Source organism: Sessilibacter sp. MAH1 (assembly GCF_054658315.1).
In genome coordinates, this window is record NZ_BAAGIC010000003.1 from 224,139 (window position 1) to 243,015 (window position 18,877).

The window sequence follows — 18,877 nt, forward strand, 5'->3', positions numbered from 1 at the left end:
CCGTTTTTAGGTGCTCAGCCACAGGACACAATTTGTTCAACTTAAAGTCTTGGTGAATGAGTATTCTGTCAAACAATCATGAAGAGTTTTAAGTCGTTTCATCAATAACGTAGCAGTTTTTACGATTGATCTTAACTGGCAGAATTGGAGAGATGTTTATTTTGGCAGGTGTACTGGGTGGGCAATTGAAAAATTGGTTTGAATATTTTACAAAAAAAAGCCCGGCGCTAACCGGGCTTTCGAAAATCACTTCCTCAAATTAGAGGCGCAATTTATTAATATTTATCGTAGCAATTGTTGTGTTTTTCACATTTGGTACGAACATTCGGCCAGTTTTCATTGCCGCGTGTAATTGCTGCTGCTTTATCGCTGGACCATTTTTTGTAGGCGGTTTTGTTAAAGTTTAAATACAGTTTGTCATCGACAATTTCCCAGTAGTTTGGATTCACGTCTTTGGTGAAACCGTGAGAAACTGCGAACGCACAGTAACCACCGTATTGTGGGGCGTATTTTTCTGGATTATCAATAAACTTTTGACGATTTTCTGCGGTGGCAAACTTCCAAGTTGCGCCTTGCCACTCGTAGGTAAAGTCGTCTGAACCTAGCACGGCTTTTTCACCCGGTAATAACGAGAAAAACGCTACTGGGTCGGCACCTTCAATTGCGCCATTTTTACTGCTGTAAATTGGGTTGTCGGCGGCGTAAGAAGATGAGCTTAAAACAACTGCAATTGCCATTATTGCAGCAAAGCAGTGATTAATAATGGATTTAATGTAAGTCTGAGTCGCCATAAAAAATCTCGAATTCGATGAATATTGTAATTACCACTTGTTATTGCTGAGTGGTTTGTTGCAGAAAAATTACTAACGTCTGAGTAATCTTACCTGCATGGACAAATCCCAGTCTTGATTTATCCCTAAATCTATCACGAAATGGTAACGATTGCGGGGTTTTTAAAATATTTTATGACAAAAATACGATTAGAATATTCGGTATTCGTGATATGTAATTTATTAATGTACCAACGGTACGGTTTTTTTCAGAAAAATAGGTTTGGCCTTAACTAGGAGTCTTTGATTATTGCCTTCGTGATTTAATCAGAGAATAGAAATCGAAAATGGAATTTCCTGTTTCTTCACGATCTCAATTACTTACCGCTCATAAAATTGCTGAGTCATTCTCGTGCCGTCGGAAGCTCTCGGTTAATCAAAGTTTCCATTGATATAATTTTGAATTCTCTAAATAAAAATATGCGAATAAGAGATGGTATTAAGCGGTAAATTGTAAAGGTGAACAAATATAGATAGGCGTAAATGCTGCGAAGATTTAATTTTTTAACCTCTTGGAATTAAATCAGAGAAAACTTAATTCCAAGAGGTTGATTCAAGACATTATTTAACGGCTTTTAAAATGGCTTGTAATGGATGCGGTATTTCGTATTGATCCATACGTTTTACTTGGCAACGACAAGAGTAACCGGTTGCCATTTGTTGCGATTCTTCACTACGGCTTTTAATTTTTTCTGACCAGCTTAACTCGTATATTTTTTGAGAGTTTTCTTGGTTTTTGGTCTCATGTCCGTAAGTGCCTGCCATACCACAGCAGCCCACGGCTTGTTCGCGATATTTTAAGTCGAGTTTGGTAAATACGGTTTGCCAATCTTTCATGCTCGCCGGTGCGTTGGTTTTCTCGGTGCAGTGACCAAAGAGCACAAATTCCGAATGCTCAAAATTAACCTCCGGTGCTTCAAACTCTTGCTTGGCAAGCCATTCTTGAATTAATAAAACATTGGGGGCTTTATCGCCGAGAACTTTTTTGTATTCACTGCGGTAAGCCAAGGTCATTGACGGCTCAATACCAACCAATGGAATTTCCGACAGCGCAATGTGATTTAAAAACGCCGAAGATTTGTTTACCACTTTTTCGAACGCTTTTAAAAATCCGTGTACATGCAGTGGCTTACCGTTGGGTGAGTAGGGCGCAAGCATGGGTTTAAAACCGAGTTTTTTCAGTAACTTTAAGGTATCAAGAAGTAATTCGGTTTCAAAATAGCTGGTAAAAGCGTCTTGAACAACAATCACACTTTTATTTTTGTCGATCTCTTTTAGCGAGGCGATGTTTTCTGGCACCGCGTATAAAACGCCAATATCACTCAATGCTCGATCGAGATCTACACCGGTTAACGACGGGCTATCAACCATACCAATAACGCGGGCAAATAATTTTTTAACGGGCGAGAAATTAATAGCGTTATTATAGAGCCACGATATTCTCGCAAGGTATGGAATGGTGAATTCTAAACTGCCAATAAAATAGTCTTTTGCCGGGCGTAAATACCGTGCATGGTAAAGCTCTAAGAATTTACTGCGAAATTCAGGTACATCAACATTAATGGGACACTGACTAACGCAGGCTTTACAGGCTAAACAGCCCGACATTGCGTCATAAATTTCGTGGTTAAAGTCGTATTCGCCTTTTCGTTTGGCTCTTAGGTTCATCAGCTTTGATGGCAACGACAATAACCACGAAGCGTTTTTCGCGTTGTGACTTGCCACAACGGGATCAATGTTGCGTTCGGCTAATTGTTTTAACCATTCGCGAATTAATGCCGAGCGTCCTTTAGGAGACTGCACTCGCTCACGAGTTGCTTTCCAACTTGGGCACATATTGTCGTTGGGATTGTAATTGTAGCAAGCTCCGTTACCGTTACAGTAAACCGCTTCACTATAAGCTTGCCACGATTTTACCGGAATTTTTCGGTCTTCTTGGCCGCGTGTTACCGGCTCGTCTAACTTGGTCAACTCAAGTCCAGTATTTGGGGTAGCGATTTTCCCCGGATTTAACTGATTTTTAGGATCAAATTCGGCTTTAATGCGCTGTAGTTGTGGGTAGAGTCCGCCAAAAAATGTGGGCGAGTATTCAGAGCGGAAACCTTTACCGTGTTCGCCCCAAATTAAGCCTTTGTATTTATTGGTTAACACCACAACCTGATCGGAGATTTCTCGAACTAAAGCTTCTTGTTTGGGATCTTTCATATCGATGGTTGGGCGTACGTGCAATACACCGGCATCAACGTGACCAAACATGCCGTATTGCAGGTTGTGGCCATCTAATAAAGCACGAAATTCTAAAATATAGTCGGCGAGATTTTCTGGCGGTACGGCGGTGTCTTCGACGAAAGGAATGGGTCGTGCCTCACCTTGGGTTTTCCCTAATAAACCCACCGATTTTTTACGCATTGCCCAAATTTTGCCAACGTCTGCTCCGTAGGCGATTGAGTAACCAAAGCTCGGGCCGTCTTCGCCCGCTTTATCTAGGCTATCGGTGAGTTTTTTAACATTGGCGTTAAGCTCGTCTTCGTCATCACCGGTGTATTCAACAAAGTTTACCGCTGCAAGTGCTGGTGAATTCTCACTGGTATCGGTATCGAAGAATTCTCCCACAGTGTTCCAAATAATATCGCTTTGGGCGAGCGACATAACCTTAGAATCTACGGTTTCGATAGACGTTGGCCCGGCTTTCATTAATGCAGAAGCGTGACGTAATGCCGAGTTGAAGTCTGCGTATTTTACGTTAACTAACGCACTGTATTTGGGAATTTTCAGAAGATTAATTTTGGCTTCGGCAATAAAGCCAAGGGTACCTTCGGCGCCACACAGAATATTGTTTAAATTAAATCGACCTTGTTCATCGCGAATGTGTGCGAGATCGTAGCCTGTTAAACAGCGATTTAATTTCGGGAATTTTTCGATGATTTCGTGATGGAATTCTTTTTCAATGGAATCCACCACGCGATGAATTTGCCCGATTCTATCTTGGCGAGCTTTAACCGCTTTTAACTCATCTTCGTTTAGCGCTTTGGATGTCCACTCGGAGCCATCCAGTAATACGGTTTTTAATTCTAAGACGTGATCGCGGGTTTTGCCGTACACGCACGAACCTTGGCCGGAGGCATCGGTATTGATCATGCCACCAATGGTTGCTCGGTTACTGGTTGATAATTCTGGAGCAAAAAATAACCCCACCGCTTTGGCGGCTTCATTGAGCTGATCTTTTACAACTCCCGCCTGAACGCGCGCCCAACCTTCTTTGGCGTTAATCTCTAAGATTTTGTTCATGTGTTTAGAGACATCAATGATCAAACCATCGGTCAGAGATTGACCATTGGTGCCGGTGCCACCGCCGCGGGGCGATAAAACCACGCCTTTAAATTGGCGCATGTTAGAAAGCTCGGCAATTTTCACCAGATCATTGGTGTTTTTGGGATAAATAACACCTTGCGGTAATACTTGATAAATGGAGTTATCGGTAGCGAGTACGGTTCGATTCGCATAATCTGGACAAAGATCGCCTTCAAATCCGCAACTTTTGAGCGTTTCAATAAACGATAAATAAAGCGCTTGGACAGGAGAGGTGTGGGTAATAGCTGGAATCATAACTGTGTTTTACTCGCTACTTTCAAACCTGAAACATCTAATATTGTTTGGGCCGATTCGATCGGAGCGGTAGTTTAGCGCCGCTGATTGCTTAACCCAAGGGGTTGACGACTTTCAACGGCAATTTTGTGCAAATATTAATCTTGTTTTAACCGTCTTAATGAGCTTTTTTATCTCTACAGTCCTGTGGAATTGACGTACTTACAGCGGAAAATTGCGTGTATGTAGTGAACGTGTTTGTAGTGAACGTGTTTGTAGTGAACGTGTTTGCAGTGAACCAGGGGATCTGGAGAAAAAGCTGTTGGTAGAATGAGTCATCGAAATACGTAGGTACCGAGACCTGTGTCGAGATGTACTAGGGCGTTGAGGTGCCAATTGTAGGCTGATGATGAGATATCAACACATCCTTGTGTTGGTAAGCATAAAGGAAACTCTGATTAATCTAGAGTTTCTCACGACACAGGAATGTGTCGCCAATTTCAAGAACGGTAAGTGATTGAAATTGTGAAGAAATTGGAAGTCGCATTGTCAATTTCTGTCCTCTGATTAAATCATGGATGAGTTAATTAGAGGTTCCTAAGCTGTATTTTTGTGCTGGAATTTAGCCGATTGTTTTATGAGTTTGAGTAACTCGCAGCCGGATTTATTTCTTGGGATTCCGTTTCACTCACCTGTGCCGTGTTTTCCAATTCTGGAAATGATAAGCCGCAGCCTTTTAAAATCACACGCGATAAAAAGTTGGTGATTCGTTCAATATCTTCACTTTCGTATTCCGCCCGATTCATCAAGGTTAATACTTGGGTTTCAAAGTCGGCGTAATGCTGGGTTGTTGACCAAATCATAAAAATAAGGTGCACGGGATCAACGGGGTCCATTTTTCCGGCTTCGATCCATTCGTCAAACACTTTGGTTTTGGAGCGAACCCATTGGCGCATATCGGTGCGAATATACTCGCGAATGTGCGGCGCGCCCTGAATGATTTCCATTGCAAAGAGTTTTGATGCTCTAGGATGTGTATACGACAGTTCTACCTTGGTACGAATGAATTCATGCAATACCGCCGCTGGATCGTCGTCAGCAGAAATATTAGACAGTACTTCGTTCCACAATTGTGTAATGTATTCCAATACCGAGCGATACAAATTATTTTTATTTTTAAAATAATAATGAATGTTCGCTTTTGGTAAGCCTGCGCGGTCGGCGATGGCTTGAATACTGGTTCCTTTAAAGCCATGCAAAACAAATTCTTGCTCGGCCGCTTTTAAAATAACCTCTTCGTTTCGTTCACGAATTTTTCCAGGTTTGTACTTCTTTGCTGTTGCAGTCATCTGTGGACTCTTAGTCTTTTGGCTAGAGTGCTAAAGGTGAACCTTTGCGTTTTAGCCCCATCCCTGAGATTTACCCTTAAAACACGGTGTTTATTAAAGCGTTTTCTTGTTATCAAATACCGATATAAGAGAATTACGTCGGTAAAGTTTTTGTATTTCGAAAAACACGAGAATTAAAAACACGTTTTAACGAAATTTTAATATGGGTGTTATTGTTACTTTTTCTAGGTTTTTACAAATAAACAAATCGACCGCTTTCTTTCATCTGCTATTGATTTGGGTTCTTCGAAAAACTGAAAATAAGATTTCCAATTTCTGGCAGATACTCAATCTCTAACGGTTGAAGCAGAAGCTGACGACTAGGGCGGTCACTTCTAACGGTAGTGTCGATTAAGATTAATTTGTGAACCTGTTTGTTATAGAAATCTCTGATTAAATCACGGATGAGTAAATCATAGATTCCTAGAGAAACTCCCAAGAGAGTGTCTTGGGAGTAACAACACTATTACTTCAAGTCAAAAACGTAGCGGGCAATAAATACCGCAGCGAGTAAATAAGTAATAACTGAGACTTCTTTATATTTGCCTGTTCCAAGTTTTACACCAACGTAAACAATAAAACCTAGTGCAATACCTTCGGAGATACTGAACGTCAGCGGCATGGCAATTAAGGCCACAACCGCAGTAGCCATTGAGGCAAGATCGTCGAAGTCAATCTGACGGAACGAGTCCATCATTAAAATACCTACCATAACCAGCGCTGGTGTGGTCGCCATGGTTGGAATAACTTCCATTAACGGCGTTAGGAACAAGGCCAGAATAAAGCAGATGGCAACCACAATACCGGTCAACCCGGTACGACCACCGGCAGAAATACCGGCTGCGGATTCAACATAAGAGGTGACCGGAGAAGTACCTAAAACCGCACCGGCAACACTGGCGGCGGCATCGGCGGTCATAGCACCGCCCATTTTGGGCAGTTTACCGTTCTCGTCGAGAAGTCCTGCGCGACGAGAAACCCCTAGCAGTGTACCAATGGTATCGAACATGTTGACGAAGACCATGGCAAACACAATATCCCAAGTGTCTTCGAAATGTTTGAACGGGTACATTAAATCCATAGCAAATAAAGTATCGGCCATGCTTTTGGGCAAACCGATGATCGCTTCGGGAACCGGTGTAAGGGTGCCTTTTTCGGTCGGAATAAATAAGCCGATAATGGTTAATGCTAGAACGGACAACACAATTGCTGAGTTGATTTTGCGGATCACTAAAACCGCGGTTAACACAATACCTGCCAGTGCTAAGATTACCGCAGGCTCGGATAGATCGCCCAAGGTGACCAAGGTAGCTGGGTTATCGATAACTAGCTGCGCATTTTGTAGACCGATAAAGGCGATGAATAAACCAATACCACACTGAACACCGACTTTTAGCGCGTGTGGAATGGCATCGGCGATTTTGGTTCGTACCCCGGTTACCGACAGCAGTAAAAACAGAATACCGTTCCAAAACACCAAGCCTAAGGCGCCTTGCCAAGGTACTTCGCGAGTAAGACACACGGTGAACGCAAAAAATGCGTTAAGACCCATGCCCGGAGCAAGCGCAATAGGGTAGTTAGTAAACAGCGCCATCATTAATGTGCCAATGCAGGCGGCTATGGCGGTTACCGTGATCAAACCTTCTACGGGCATTCCGCTTTGCGAGAGAATCGCGGGGTTTACAATCAACACATATGACATTGCGGCAAAGGTTGTTAAGCCTGCAATTATTTCTGTGCGCACGGTGGTGTTGTGTTGTGTGAGTTTGAAGAAGTTTTCCAGCATAGCGTTAAATAGCCTTAATAAAATGCATAGACAGACGTTTGAGCGTGAACGTCTCTATAATTACGGTGCTATTAATATCACCTGTTAATTGTTACCGACGATCAATAAATCGACGCTTTAATACCTATAAACCCGAATTAAAGGTAAAAGATGAGTTTATCGATCGGTGTGTCCATACACGAGTTTTGTATTGTTAGGTTGTGAGCGCTTTAAAGACGGTAAGCCGCTTGAACCTAAAACTTGACGAAGAAATCACAAAAGCTTTCAGTGTTATTCTCAGGATTTTACGTTAATAACGAAAATCCTGGCAGCTATTTGTGCAGATCGTACAGGAACGAGGCTTATTTGAGATGTTTCGCCGCGTTTAAAGAATTTTCGATACACGTTTAAGAAAGTATCAATCTCTGCGTGTGTCGTAAAAATCCTCAAGCTTTTTTCAACATAAAACTTGTCCATCTGGTCAGATTCCTGCATCATCTGCTCCAACTTAAACCATTAAAAAGCCGTAATTCGGTCAGTGTTGTTCGCTCTTTGGAATTATCTGAGCGCGGTATTCACAATTTTGAGAAATTAACCGCGCGCAGCTCAGGTGTTATCCGGTTTGCGCGAAGATCAGCTGGTTGGATTCGGTACGAATTACACATTAGGTTTTTTCACTGTGATCGAACTATGTCTCAACGGGCGCTGGTTAAGAGTCGATGAAATTGATCCATCAATGACGCTTTTACGGTTTTTGCGCACAAACCTAGGGCAAACAGGTACCAAAGAAGGTTGTGCATCGGGTGATTGTGGAGCCTGTACCGTGGTGGTTTATGACGATACCGGCGATGCGGCGACCTCAACCTTTCGCTCCATTAATAGCTGCATCACATTACTTGCGGCCGTTAATGGTAAACGTATTTTTACCGTTGAAGGTTTGCGTGGCGAAGGTAATGACCAAGAATTACATCCCGTGCAGGCTGCCATGGTCGATTTTCACGGCTCCCAGTGCGGATTTTGTACGCCCGGATTTGTGATGTCATTATTTGCTCTGTTTAAAAATCAGGGCAGTGCGTTAACCGAAGAACAGGTCTTATCGGCGATATCGGGTAATTTATGCCGCTGTACCGGCTACAGACCGATAGTTGATGCCGCACTTCATTTAAAAAATTATCAAGAATCTTCATCGACCTTATTTCCAGAACTGCCCGAAGAGTTTTCTAGTGCTGAGCAAAACGCTGTAAATGTCGGCGAAGATTTTTGCGTGTTCCCTAAGAGCGAATCGCAGCTGCAACAATTATTGCAAGACGTATTAGCTACTTCTGGCGAAAATTTTCGATTTGTTGCCGGTGGTACCGATTTATTGCTGGAGCAAACCCAACAATTTAAACCGCTCGAAAAAGTCATTGGTTTAAGTGAAGTTCAAGAATTAAAAACACTTAGCCTAAACGCAGAAGCACAAACACTTTCGGTGGGCGCTGCGGTAACGCTGTCTGAGCTTGAATATTTTTGTGAAGAGTATTTTCAAGAATTCGCTAAATTGTTGCATCGTGTTGGCTCTCGCCAAATTCGCAACCAGGGCACATTGTTAGGCAATATTGCCAATGCATCGCCCATTGGTGATACGCCGCCCTTTTTGTTGGCGTTAGATGCAAATTTAACTCTGTGCAATGCCCACGGTGTGCAAACAACTTTACCGCTTGCCGATTTTTTTGTGGGTTATAAACAAACTCAACGTGGCGAAGGTGAATACTTACATTCGGTCGATTTTAAACTGCCCGAAAACGACGTTTTTTTAAAGTGCTATAAAATTTCGAAACGTTTTGAAGACGATATTTCTGCGGTGCTATTGGTCGTTCGTTGGTCGGTAGAAAATGATCAATTTAAAAACGTACGCATCAGTGTTGGCGGTATGGCGGCCATTCCAAAACGTGTTTTTGCCGTTGAGGCTGCTTTAGAAGCAAAACCCGCATCAATGGCGACGATCAATGCCGCTAAAGCTGCGTTTGCACAAGAATTAACGCCGTTATCGGATGTGCGTGCGAGTTCTGAATATCGAATGACATTAGTCGAAAATTTATTGGTTAAAGCATGGCTTGAATACAGTGAACCAGAAGCTGCTGTGAGTGTATGGGAGCCGGAATTGGCTCGTGTAACCTCACAGCATTACGCCAGTAAGTCGACCAACTCTAAGTTTGGAGGTCAACATGCGTAATATTCGACCGGGCGATGCCTTCGCTGAAAAAGCCTCAAACGTTGCAAAAGCGGATTCATCATCGACGCTTTTATCCGAAAATTTGCTACCCAAACGACAAAGACCCCGAAAAAGTTCTGCCAAAAAAGTACATCCCAAGCAGGGCAGTGCCGGTAAGCCGAGCATTCACGAAAGCGCTATCAAGCACGTAAGTGGTTTAGCGACTTACATTGATGATATACCCGAATTATCGGGCACTCTGCACATGGCGGCCGGTGGTTCTGCTCATGCTCGTGCAAAAGTGATTGCCATGAATTTTGAGCAAGTCCTTGCTGCGCCCGGTGTGGTGGATGTTTTTACCGCCGAAGATGTACCGGGTGAGCTAGACATAGGCCCGGTATTTTCCGGCGACCCGCTGTTTGTGACGATGGGTAAAGAAACACAATTTGTTGGTCAAACATTGTTTGTTGTGGTTGCTAAAACCTACGAACAAGCCTGTGCTGCGGCAAAACTTGCCGATATTCAATACGAAGTTTTAACGCCCAATGTGCGTTTGCAAGAAGGTCTAGACGCCCAAGAATTTGTGTTACCCGAGCATATCATCGCCAACGGTGACGCAAACCAAGCAATCAATAGCGCTGAATTTCAATTGCGCGATGGTGGCTACATTGGTGGTCAAGAGCATTTTTATCTAGAAGGCCAGATTTGTTACGTGTTGCCTGGCGAAGATAACGGTGTGCATGTATTCACTTCTAGTCAGCACCCAACCGAAGTGCAAAAGCTTGTTGCCGAAGTGCTGGATTTACCCAGCCACAAAGTGGTTGCCGAAGTGCGCCGCATGGGCGGTGGTTTTGGTGGTAAAGAAACTCAAGCCGCGGCCTTGGCCTGCGCTGCTTCGGTTGCGGTATATCACCTGCAACAACCGGTAAAATTTCGGTTACCGCGCAAACACGATATGGAAGCCACCGGTAAGCGTCACGATTTTAAATACGACTACGAAGTCGGCTTCAATCAAGACGGTGTCATTGAAGGTTTAAACATGACACTCGCGGGTCTGTGTGGCTGTTCACCGGATTTATCCCAGGGCATTGTAGATCGCGCCATGTTCCATGCCGATAACGCCTATTTTATCAATCAATCTCGTGTTTTAGGTTTATGCCCACGCACACACACGGTTTCTAATACCGCATTCCGTGGTTTTGGTGGTCCGCAAGGTATGGTCGCCATTGAGGCGGTCATTGATGGTATTGCTCGCTCTTTGGGTGAAGACCCTTTAACCATTCGCAAGCGCAATTTGTATCGCGACGGCGCCGATATCACCCATTACGGCCAGCAGCTCGATCCCAGTGTTTTGCAAGAGGTGGTTTCTACCCTAGAGACCAGCAGTGAATATTGGGCGCGTCGTGAAGCGGTTAAATCTTTTAATGCTGCTAATCCGTTCGTGAAAAAAGGCTTGGCATTAACGCCGGTTAAATTTGGTATTTCTTTTACCGCCCAGCACTTAAATCAGGCCGGTGCGTTGGTTCATGTTTATACCGATGGCAGTATTTTAGTGAACCACGGTGGTACCGAAATGGGCCAAGGTTTGTACACTAAAATTGCACAAATTGTTGCCGACGAATTTGGTGTTGATATTGAACGCGTTCAGGTCAGCGCGACACGAACCGATAAGGTCGCAAACACATCGCCAACGGCGGCGTCATCGGGTACCGATTTAAACGGCTATGCCGCAAAAAATGCCTGCCAAGAAATTCTGCAAAACTTTAAGGCCTTCGCCGCCGAACACTATAACGTTGATGTGAGCGCGGTAAGTTTTAGCAACGATCAGGTTTTTGTGGGCGAGCAAGTGTTGAATTTCGCCGATTTTTGTTTGCAGGCCTATAAAGGTCGTGTGCCGTTAATGGCTTACGGATTTTATAAAACACCGAAAATTTATTACGACCGTGATTCTGGTCATGGCCATCCGTTTTTCTATTTTGCCAATGGCGCGGCCTGTTCAGAAGTGTTGGTTGATAGTTTTACCGGCGAATATAAGGTGCTGCGCACCGATATTTTGCACGACGTTGGTAAGTCGGTGAATCCAGATTTAGACATCGGCCAGATTGAAGGGGCTTTTATTCAAGGCATGGGCTGGTTAACCACAGAAGAGCTTTTGTGGGACGATCAAGGCCGTGTTATGTCGAACTCACCGGCAAGCTACAAGATTCCGACTGCCTTTGATGTGCCGCGAGAATTTAACATAGCCTTATATGAGCGCGAAAACTCGGTTGATACCGTGTTTAACTCGAAAGCCGTGGGTGAGCCACCGCTCATGCTGGCGATTAGCGTTTGGAGTGCGTTAGCCGATGCTTGTGCAAGCTTTGCGAATTATCAGTATGCGCCGCGACTTGATCCACCGGCAACGCCAGAAAAAGTACTCAAAGCCATTGAAGATGCGAAATTGTTTGCAGCTTCAAAAGACCAAGCATAAATGCATAATGACTGGGTTTATACTCATTAAAAACAAGCACCGATAAATTCATCGACGATTTAAGCGGGACTGTTTTTAAGCGGGACTGTTTTTAAGCGAGATTGTTTTTAAGCGGGGCGGTTTTAAGTAAAGACTGCTTTTAAGCAGAGCTTGTTAAAAGACATTTTGGGGTTAGTGGTTGTATAAGCGTTTGTGGTTGTTAACTTTCGCCATAGGTGTAACCCAAATTAATATGAATTGGAATCTCTGATTAAATCCGTAATCAGTTAATCACAGATTCCAATATTGACTTGTACTGATTATTGTTGAGGATGCTGATCGTGAATCGCCCTTGGTATTTAGCTATTGCAGACTGCAAAGAGTCCGGTGAAGGGTTTGCTTTGATCACCGTATTGGGTGCATCTGGCTCAACGCCCAGAGAGCCCGGCGCCAAGATGGTTATCACCAGTGATGCAACCTATGACACCATCGGCGGCGGCCAGCTTGAATATTTAATCACTCAGCAGGCTCGTGAACTTATTCAAGATAACTGCTCTGAAATCGTCATTAAAGCATTTCCGCTAGCCGCTGAAGCCAAGCAATGTTGTGGTGGCCAGCTGAGTGTGATGATCGAAGTTTTTCCGGAAAATACTTGGAAATTGGCCGTATTTGGCGCCGGTCACGTTGCCCAACAGTTAATTCCCATTTTATCGCGAATGCCCTGTCAAGTGAGTTGGTTCGATAAACGCGCTGAACTGATTCAAAAAGTCGATACATCTAAAGTAAAAACTGCTTCATTAGACAATGTTCAGCAAGCGGTTGCTAATTTACCGCGCGGTTGCGATGTTTTAATTTTGACTCATGATCATGTTTTGGATTACGAGATCGCTAAAGAATGTTTATTCCGCGATGATCTCGCCATTGTGGGTATGATTGGCTCAGAAACAAAATCCCAACGCTTTATTAAACGCTTACAGCGCGATGGTATTTTGGAAGACAACTTAAACCACTTTGTTTGTCCAATTGGTATTCCGCAGGTTAAGGGTAAATTACCCATCGAAATTGCTGTGTCTATTTGTGCGCAGTTAATCGCACTTCGACAAATTGATAATCAAGCCGTGCACGATCGTCGTGGCCTTGCCTGGAAAGATCTTAAAAACAGCTTAAATCAGGCAGGTACCTTAGAAGGTCATCAAATTCGCCTGAGTTTAGAACCTAATTTATTTAATGAAGATTAAAAACCGGAGCAATAACGAGTGAGTTTAACCTCTAGTGCGCCGAGCACAGAAAACCCATTAACGCGCTTTAATCAGCTAGACGATGCTGCTGCTTTTGAAACCCTATTTAAGGTTTGTCATTGCCAGCGTTGGGCGCAGCAAATGGTCGATGCTCGTCCGTTTGCGTCCATCGAAGATGTTCAATCTAGTGCTGCGCAATTATGGTCTACTGCTACAGAATCCGAAATATTAGAAGCGTTTTTAGGTCACGCTCGTATAGGTGATATGAATGCGCTTAAACAAAAATACAGTGCCGCCTCAAAAGAGCAGGGCCAGGTTGCAGCCGCTAGCGACGAAACTATCAAAGCATTGTTTGATGAAAATAACCAATATTTTGATAAGTTTGGTTTTATTTTTATTGTGTTTGCCAGTGGTAAATCTGCCGACGAAATGCTCGCTATTTTGCGTTCACGAATAATCAATACTCGCGAGCAAGAATTAAAAAACGGTGCTGGCGAGCAACAAAAAATTACCCAATTACGATTAGCGCAACTGCTGTCTTGTTAAATCACTCTTTATTTAATTCACCTATTTATTTAATTCACTTACGTAATTTAGACAACTGTCATGTCCTCACGAGCACCAATTACTACACACATTCTGGATACCCACAAGGGTCGTCCAGCGGCGGATGTTGCCGTTAGCTTATATCGTCAAAATGGTGACCAATGGTCCCTGCTTGGCGAAGCAACGACTAATGCCGACGGACGAATAACCCAATGGAATTCTGAGTTTGAATTTCAAGAAGGGTTATACCAGTTAATTTTTTTAACCCAAGATTATTTTGAGCGAGAAAACTCGGCCAGTTTTTATCCGCAGGTCAGTATTACGTTTCAAGTAAATGCTACTGATGAACACTACCATGTGCCTTTATTGTTAAGCGCGCACGGTTACAGTACTTACCGTGGTAGTTAAGCAATCGTGGCAGCTGAGAAATTTTCATGAGTAACAATAGCGGTGCAGTGCAGGCGTATCGAGCCAGCATTTTGCATTTCACCAAAGCACCCACCGTCACTGGTGAGGGTGTAGTTTTTTTTGACGACGGTTTATTGGTTGTTCGCGATGGCAAGATTTATGCGCTCGATCACGCAGAAACACTACTTGCCGAGCTCAAGCAGCAAAATATTGAATTTGAATTAATTGATAAAACCGGCCAGTGGATTATGCCGGGTTTTATTGATAGCCATATTCATTTTCCGCAAATTAATATTATTGGCAGCTACGGCGAAAAATTATTGGACTGGTTGAATAATTATACCTTTCCGGCGGAAATGAAATTCTCCAATAAAGCCTACGCCGAGCAAATTGCCGATGTATTTGTACAAGAGTTACTTGCATCGGGTACGACTACGGCGATGGTTTACTGTACCGTGCACGAACATTCGGTGGATGCTTTTTTTCAGGCATCGCAAAAATACGGCACCTGTATGTTGGCCGGAAAAGTGTTGATGGACAGGCATTGCCCAGAAGCATTGCGTGATACTCCTATTACAGGATACGAGCAAAGCCAAGCGTTAATTGATCGCTGGCACGGCAATGGCCGACAGTTGTATACGGTAACACCGCGCTTTGCGCCAACCTCAACACCCGAACAATTAACCTTCACCGGTAAGCTGTTGCAAGAAAACACTAGCGTTTATATGCAAACGCATTTGTCTGAAAATATCGGTGAAATTGCGTGGGTTAAAGAGCTGTATCCGCAGTATAAAAATTATTTAGATGTATACGACGGTTTTGGTTTGCTCGGCAGTCGCAGTGTGTTTGGGCATTGCATTCATTTATCAGACGATGAATTAACGCGCATGTCTGAAACAAATTCTAAAATTGCCTTCTGCCCAACCTCGAATTTATTTTTAGGCAGCGGTTTATTTGAACTGCAAAAAGCAAAAGATTTTGCGGTAAAGACCAGTATCGCCACCGATGTTGGCGCCGGTACCAGTTTTTGCCAATTGCAAACTTTGGCCGAAGCTTACAAAGTTAATCAATTAAACGATTACGCGTTGCATCCCTTTGAGGCGTTTTATTGGTTAACCTTGGGTAATGCCGAATGTCTTGAGCTTGAGCAAAATATCGGTAACTTTGAGACGAATAAAATTGCGGATTTTATTGTGTTAGATTTTGAGTCAACACCGTTAATGAAGCACAGAATGTCGCTGTGTAATGAGTTGCACGAAAAATTATTTTTATTAATGACTATTGGTGACGACCGCAATATTAGCGAAACCTATGTTGCTGGTAAGTGTGTTTACAGCTGAGGGAATTTAGAGCTTTTAACTTACGCCTATAGAAACCTCTGATTAACTCATCCATGATTTAATCAAAGGGCAGAGATTGAAAATGCGATTTCCAATTTCTTCACAATTTCAATCACTTATTGTTTTTGAAATTGGCGACACATCCCTGTGTCGCAAGAAATTCTGTTAATCAGAGTTTTCTATAGAGTTTGGTTTAATGCTCTGCATTAGCTGGTGGTATTTTTTGTTGTAAAAAGGAAAAAATTTTGTCTGCTTATCTTTTAGATTGGCTAAGTTTAGCATTTCGGTGGCTGCACATTTTAGCGGCCGTTGCTTGGATTGGCTCGTCGTTAAAATACGTTTGGATCGATAATAATTTACGCAAACCACCGCAGTGGAAAGCCGATAAAGGCATAAAAGGTGATGTTTGGGTAATTCATGGTGGTGGTATTTATGAATTTCAAAAATACGATCTAGCCCCAGAAAAAATGCCCGACGTATTGCACTGGGTAAAATGGGAATCTTACACAACGTGGTTGTCGGGGTTTTTATTAATTTCCATTGTTTATTACAGTCAAGCAAGCAGCTATTTAGTGATGCCAGACGGTTTAATTACCGATCCAATTCAAGCAGTGCTGGCCGGTATTGGCTTTTTGGCCACAACGGTGGTGGTTTATGAGCTTCTTATTCGCACGCCGTTAGTGGCAAAAGGGCTGTTATTTGCGGCCATTATGTCGCTGTTCTTTTTAGGCTTAAGTTATCTCGCGTTTCAACTGTTTTCGCCTCGCGCTGCTGCCTTACACGTAGGTGCTGCCATAGGTACGCTCATGTCGGGCAACGTATTTTTTGGCATTGTTCCTGCGCAAAAAGCCTTTATTAAAGCCATTGAATCGGGTCAAGAGCCCGACGCTAAAAAGGCCGCTTTTGCCAAACAGCGTTCTATGCACAACAACTATTTTACGCTTGCTGTCGTGTTGTTGATGATTTCTAACCATTACCCGATTTTATATAGTCATGAGTATGGTTGGTTTTTAATTGTCGCAGTGGGTGTCTTAAGTGCTTATATTCGCCACTTTTTTAATCTTAAAAATCGCGGTGTTCTACGCCCACAAATTTTGATTATTTCGGCAGCATTTATAGCGGCGCTTATTTATTTTGCCAAACCTAATATTGGTCATTCCGTTGCTGCGGCTAATCATTCGTCGGCAATAACAGAAGACATGCGTTTAGAGCAAGAAGCAGTTGCCTTGGATATCGTTTCTCAGCATTGCTCCGGTTGCCATTCCTTAGAGCCCTCCCAGCCGGGTTTTGTGGCGCCCCCAGCAGGCTTGGTTTTGGATTCTAAAAACCATATTGTAGCTTTAAAGGATCGAATATTAGCGGTATCTGTTCAAAGCCAGTACATGCCTTTGGGCAACTTGACGGGTATGACTCAAGCCGAACGTGAACAGTTGGGTGAGTGGTTGGTAGGTTTGGAATAACGATTTATGAGTTTGGCACATCACTTTGAATACGTTAAGGTTTCTGGAAAGGTTAAACCGAGTGCGTGATTTATATAAAGATAACTGCTTGATATTGTGGATAAATTGTAAAAGACGCTTGTGAGCGTCTTTTTTTTGGATGAGGCAATGATCGAGTTGGTAAGGCACGCTTATCGTTGACAGTCTTATATTTTATATCGATCGTTCATTATTCGATAATGTAAATTGTAGCTTTTACTAGTATTTGTTTAACAAGGTCTCGTTTTAGCAAAGAAGTTTCTGCGCTAAACTATCGATCAAAGGATCGACAGACATTAAACAATTGAGGTCAGTAATGGCGGACGCTGCGACTAGGGACTATTGGGTCGATTACGCCAAGGCAATTGGTATTGCTTTGGTGGTTTATGGGCATGTAATACGAGGCGTCTATGACGCAGGTTTGTCGATTTCAGAAGGTTTTTTTCTTCTCTCCGATAGTATCGTCTACAGTTTTCACATGCCGTTGTTCTTTTTTCTTTCGGGACTGTTTTTCTTCGGTTCTTTTAATAAGCGTGGGGCAAAAGATTTTTTACTGAATAAAGTCGATACGGTAGCCTATCCTTATTTTCTCTGGTCATTTATTCAAATAACCTTTGTTGTGGTCTTGGCGCGATTTGCGAATTCTCCGGCAGATTCCGGTGCATTTTGGTCGATATTAACGCATCCTTTTGGCCAGTTCTGGTTTTTGTACGCGTTATTTTTCTTTTTTGTTGCCTCTTCGATTGTGTTTTTTAAAGAATTTCGGTTTTCGTTTATTCTTATTTTATTGTTCTCTTTGGCGATATTTTTACGGCCTTTGCCATCGAATTGGGGAATTCTGGCTATTTTCTTCTCGTCGTATTTTTGCTTCTTTTTGTTGGGGGCTGGATTTAAACGCCTAACCAATACCCATTGGTTAGGCGATCTTAAAGTTACCTTAGCTTTGGCAATGGCGTTTATTGTTTTCCAAGGCTTTTATCATTTTGAGTTAAACAAAACCTTCGCAGAGCGAACGGCTTGGTCTTTGGCTCTCACTCTCGTATCCATGTTGTTTGTGGTGTCGCTTTCGATGTGTCTTGCCCGTAAACCTAAAAAATGGGTGTTGTTTGTGGGTGCTTCGTCCATGGCAATTTATGTTATGCACATCTTAACAGGCAGCGGTATTCGGGTGATTTTGCAAAAAATCTTCGGTATTGATGATGTGATTGTGCACGTTCTATTGGGGTTTGCTTTTGGTATGCTGGTACCTATGCTGGCTCAGTATCTTATCGATCGCTATAAAATTCCGTTGGTGTTTAGCGCGCCTATTTCCGTTCTATTTACCTCGAATAAATAATGTTTCAGCATAAGCGTTTAAGAACCTCTGATTAACTCATGGAACCTCTGATTAACTCATCCTTGATTTAATCAGAGGACAGAAATTGAAAATGTGATTTCCAATTTCTTCACAATTTCAATCACTTACAGTTCTTGAAATTGACGACACATCCTTGTGTCGCGAGAAACTCTAGGTTAATCAGAGTTTCCTCATCTGTGATTTAAGCAAGCGACAGAAATTGAAAATGTGAATGCCAATGTCTTTAACGTTGCAATCACTTGCTTTTCTTGGAATTGGCGACACATTCTTGCATCGTAGAAAACTCTAGGCTCTTCAGA

General features: G+C 42.9%; 12 protein-coding genes. 8 read left to right on the forward strand and 4 right to left on the reverse strand.

The features are described 5' to 3' along the window. Positions 1-275 precede the first annotated feature (275 nt). From ACYQ28_RS04420 to ACYQ28_RS04435, 4 genes are all read right to left on the reverse strand, one after another. A complete protein-coding gene (locus ACYQ28_RS04420) occupies positions 276-791 on the reverse strand; it encodes a YHS domain-containing (seleno)protein (protein WP_460048288.1) in 516 nt (171 codons plus the stop codon). A 600-nt stretch (positions 792-1,391) separates the two neighbouring features. After that, complete coding sequence (ydiJ, locus tag ACYQ28_RS04425; RefSeq protein WP_460048287.1) at positions 1,392-4,436, reverse strand: D-2-hydroxyglutarate dehydrogenase YdiJ; 3,045 nt, start codon at positions 4,434-4,436, stop codon at positions 1,392-1,394. A gap of 614 nt (positions 4,437-5,050) precedes the next feature. Then, on the reverse strand, positions 5,051-5,764 hold the full coding sequence (locus ACYQ28_RS04430) for a TetR family transcriptional regulator C-terminal domain-containing protein (protein ID WP_460048286.1): 714 nt from the start codon (positions 5,762-5,764) through the stop codon (positions 5,051-5,053). A gap of 505 nt (positions 5,765-6,269) precedes the next feature. Further along, positions 6,270-7,589, reverse strand: a complete 1,320-nt coding sequence (locus tag ACYQ28_RS04435; protein ID WP_460048285.1) for an NCS2 family permease — start codon at positions 7,587-7,589, stop codon at positions 6,270-6,272. A gap of 658 nt (positions 7,590-8,247) precedes the next feature. On the opposite strand from ACYQ28_RS04435, the gene xdhA reads away from it, so the two are divergent. The 8 genes from xdhA (at position 8,248) to ACYQ28_RS04475 (ending at position 18,557) form a co-directional block, all read left to right on the forward strand. Beyond that, on the forward strand, positions 8,248-9,783 hold the full coding sequence (xdhA, locus tag ACYQ28_RS04440; RefSeq protein WP_460048284.1) for a xanthine dehydrogenase small subunit: 1,536 nt from the start codon (positions 8,248-8,250) through the stop codon (positions 9,781-9,783). Further along, positions 9,776-12,232 (forward strand): xanthine dehydrogenase molybdopterin binding subunit, encoded by a 2,457-nt coding sequence (gene xdhB / locus ACYQ28_RS04445; RefSeq protein ID WP_460048283.1) that lies wholly within the window; start codon positions 9,776-9,778, stop codon positions 12,230-12,232. Before xdhA ends, xdhB begins: the two co-directional genes overlap by 8 nt. Positions 12,233-12,552: 320 nt before the next feature. Next, positions 12,553-13,449 carry a xanthine dehydrogenase accessory protein XdhC gene (gene xdhC / locus ACYQ28_RS04450; protein ID WP_460048282.1) on the forward strand — a complete coding sequence of 299 codons (897 nt, stop codon included), beginning with the start codon at positions 12,553-12,555 and terminating at the stop codon, positions 13,447-13,449. 18 nt (positions 13,450-13,467) lie between these two features. Beyond that, complete coding sequence (gene uraD, locus ACYQ28_RS04455) at positions 13,468-13,995, forward strand: 2-oxo-4-hydroxy-4-carboxy-5-ureidoimidazoline decarboxylase (protein WP_460048281.1); 528 nt, start codon at positions 13,468-13,470, stop codon at positions 13,993-13,995. 60 nt (positions 13,996-14,055) lie between these two features. Next, entirely contained in the window at positions 14,056-14,403 is a 348-nt protein-coding gene (uraH, locus tag ACYQ28_RS04460; protein WP_460048280.1) for a hydroxyisourate hydrolase, read from the forward strand. A 26-nt stretch (positions 14,404-14,429) separates the two neighbouring features. After that, positions 14,430-15,743, forward strand: a complete 1,314-nt coding sequence (gene guaD, locus ACYQ28_RS04465) for a guanine deaminase (RefSeq protein WP_460048279.1) — start codon at positions 14,430-14,432, stop codon at positions 15,741-15,743. Between the two features lie 245 nt (positions 15,744-15,988). After that, positions 15,989-17,203 carry a urate hydroxylase PuuD gene (locus ACYQ28_RS04470; RefSeq protein ID WP_460048277.1) on the forward strand — a complete coding sequence of 405 codons (1,215 nt, stop codon included), beginning with the start codon at positions 15,989-15,991 and terminating at the stop codon, positions 17,201-17,203. A gap of 334 nt (positions 17,204-17,537) precedes the next feature. Beyond that, positions 17,538-18,557 carry an acyltransferase family protein gene (locus tag ACYQ28_RS04475; protein ID WP_460048276.1) on the forward strand — a complete coding sequence of 340 codons (1,020 nt, stop codon included), beginning with the start codon at positions 17,538-17,540 and terminating at the stop codon, positions 18,555-18,557. Positions 18,558-18,877: the final 320 nt, after the last annotated feature.